The organism is Oleiphilus sp. HI0125 (assembly GCF_001635355.1).
In genome coordinates this window covers 1-2,336 of sequence record NZ_LWGF01000030.1, presented here as the reverse complement: position 1 = coordinate 2,336, position 2,336 = coordinate 1, and the positions used below count along the sequence as shown (strand labels likewise).

General features: G+C 44.5%; 3 protein-coding genes. All 3 read right to left on the bottom strand.

Going from position 1 to position 2,336, the window contains the following annotated elements; translation table 11 throughout:
• Positions 1-1,345, bottom strand: a 1,345-nt coding sequence (locus A3762_RS00695) for an extracellular solute-binding protein (protein ID WP_068753633.1), incomplete at its 3' end; no start/stop codon positions are given.
• 143 nt (positions 1,346-1,488) lie between these two features.
• On the bottom strand, positions 1,489-1,995 hold the full coding sequence (locus A3762_RS00690) for a flagella synthesis protein FlgN (protein ID WP_068753632.1): 507 nt from the start codon (positions 1,993-1,995) through the stop codon (positions 1,489-1,491).
• A gap of 26 nt (positions 1,996-2,021) precedes the next feature.
• On the bottom strand, positions 2,022-2,324 hold the full coding sequence (gene flgM / locus A3762_RS00685; RefSeq protein WP_068476735.1) for a flagellar biosynthesis anti-sigma factor FlgM: 303 nt from the start codon (positions 2,322-2,324) through the stop codon (positions 2,022-2,024).
• Between the last annotated feature and the right edge of the window lie 12 nt (positions 2,325-2,336).

Here is a 2,336-nt window from a genome sequence, read left to right as displayed (position 1 = left end):
TTTGGAACATTAAGAATTCGAGTTTAAATGGGTTTCCATTTTGATCAACGCGCTTGCCGTTCTTAACGTCGTAGCCAGCTTCCTTTAACAAGCTCATCGCTGAGCGCAGATTTTTGCGAATAGAGTTTGGTTTTGCTGTGCTTGGTACAGAATAGGGCGTGGTAAATACTTCTGCTGGAAGCTGTGTCTTAAATTTTTCTAAGATGGCAAGTTCTTCGCCTTCTGGGACGCCGGAAGACGCCAATTCAGAGTTTTCGAAATAGCTCAAAGATCTTTTATAAGTACTGTGGAATAAGTTGCTGTTAGTCCATTCGAAATCAAAGGCATAAGTGAGCGCGCGTCTTACTTTAGGATCGCTCAAGTATGCTTTGCGGGTATTGAGAACGAATGCCTGCATACCCGATGGGCGTTCGTGTTTGACTTCTTCTTTGATTAGCTCGCCTGAATCGAACAGCTTACCTTTATACTGTGTGGCCCAGTTTCTAGCTGTGGTCTCGGTTCTAAAATCGTATTCACCCGCTTTGAATGCTTCGAGAGCAACAGTGTTGTCGCTGTAGTATTCGTAAACGATTTCATCGAAATTATATTTACCTTTCGCTGTTGGTAAATTTTTTGCCCAGTAATCGGGGTTTCTCTTGTAGGTGATCGAACGACCTGCTTCAAAGCGGTCAATAACATAAGGGCCGTTACCAACAGGGATATCTAAGCCCGCAGAACCAAACCCGACTTTTTCCCAATATGCTTTTGATAGCACTGGCATCTGACCAAGAATTAGAGGGAGTTCTTTGTTTTTGTCGTCTTTAAACTTAAATGTGATAGTTCTACTGTCTTCAATAACCACATCAACCACATCTCCGTAGTAAGCCGCGTAAAATGGACGTGCGCGCTCATGCGTGGTGAGCATGTTAAATGTATATTTCACGTCTTCTGCGGTAATTGCAGAGCCATCACTGAAGGCTGCGTCTTCGTTGATAACAAAGCGTACCCAGCTGCGATCAGCAGGCATGATAATTTGTTCGGCTATTAATCCATATTCAGAGAACGCTTCGTCTTCGGAGTGATTAGTGAGTGTTTGATAGAGATAAGAAACCCCGGCGCCACTGACACCTTTTACGACGAATGGATTGAAACTATCGAAGCTGTTAGAGCGCACGCTTAAGCGCAGCGTTCCGTCCTTCGGAGCGTCAGGATTAACGTAATCATAGTGCTTAAAGTCGGCACCGTATTTTAGGTCTCCGTGCATCGCAAGGCCATGCGACGGCGCAGGGTCTTGATTCGCGTTAGCAATGCTGGTGTTTAAGGAAAGAGAGAAAACTAAAGCAATAGATAAGTGCCAAGTTCGCATAATATAGGGCCGCGCTTGTTAGTGTTATTAATAGAATCCTAAAGCGATTTGACTCAAGCGTCTAGCGAGTAAAGGCTGTTTTATGGTTGGTTTGAGTCAGAGGTCACGCGAGAGCTCGCGGGTTGCTTAAAAGCTATACAGTTTTATGCTTTTGCGATTCTGTTAGTGCCGGAGTACGTGCTTTCGCCGCCTTTCTCACCGTAAAGCTTTGGTTTTTGATGTTTGCCTCGAACCATATCCATAATTTTTTGATTTCGCGATCGTGAGCGCTCAATGACTAAACCGTTTACTTGGTTTAATTCCTTGCACTGTTCGAGTTGATTAAGTGATTGCGACCAAAGAGTTGACAGCTCCGCGTCACCAAGCGCGTCTATCCCCATCTTTACTTTTCCAGCTTCGATAGGTGCTCCAGAGGCAGTGATGAGCTTAACTTTGGCGCGAGCTCGATCTTCAATGTTCTTAACTAGTGTGCCTTTGGTTTTTGCGATGACTTCAATTTCGGTGCTGTTACGATCTTTCAGAGCTTGGGCTTCGTTTAAAAGTGTCGTATGCAATTGATCAAGATCAGAAAGATCTTTATCGATAAGTTGCTTCAGCTGTTTACAGAGGGCGGGTTTGCGTTGTTCGAATGAAGAAGGGGTGTTAGCCATTAGTGCTTGCCTCGAAAAGAATAAATCTATTCGAGATCAAGCATTTTTTGAGCCATGTTTTCAGGGTTTGATTTGTATGTTCCGTCTTCAATCGACGCGCGTAGTTCTGCAACGCGCGCAGCATCAACATCTGGCTCAGATTTGAGAGAGTTCTCTGCTCGGCTAAGAATCTGAGCAGTGTTGCTTAAGCTAACTTGAGCGGAACTGGCCTGAGGAGCAGGGCTTGAACTAGCAGTCTCTTTGGTTTGCGCAGGCGCGTTTGTTTCATTGCGTTTTGCGCGCAAATTCTCAAGATTGCCAGAATTTAAACCGTTAATGTCGATGTTCATATTTCATACTCT

Excerpts from the sequence above, each read along its gene's own strand:
- A3762_RS00690 (WP_068753632.1), bottom strand. The coding sequence starts at position 1,995 with ATGGCTAACACCCCTTCTTCATTCGAACAACGCAAACCCGCCCTCTGT.
- flgM (WP_068476735.1), bottom strand. The coding sequence starts at position 2,324 with ATGAACATCGACATTAACGGTTTAAATTCTGGCAATCTTGAGAATTTG.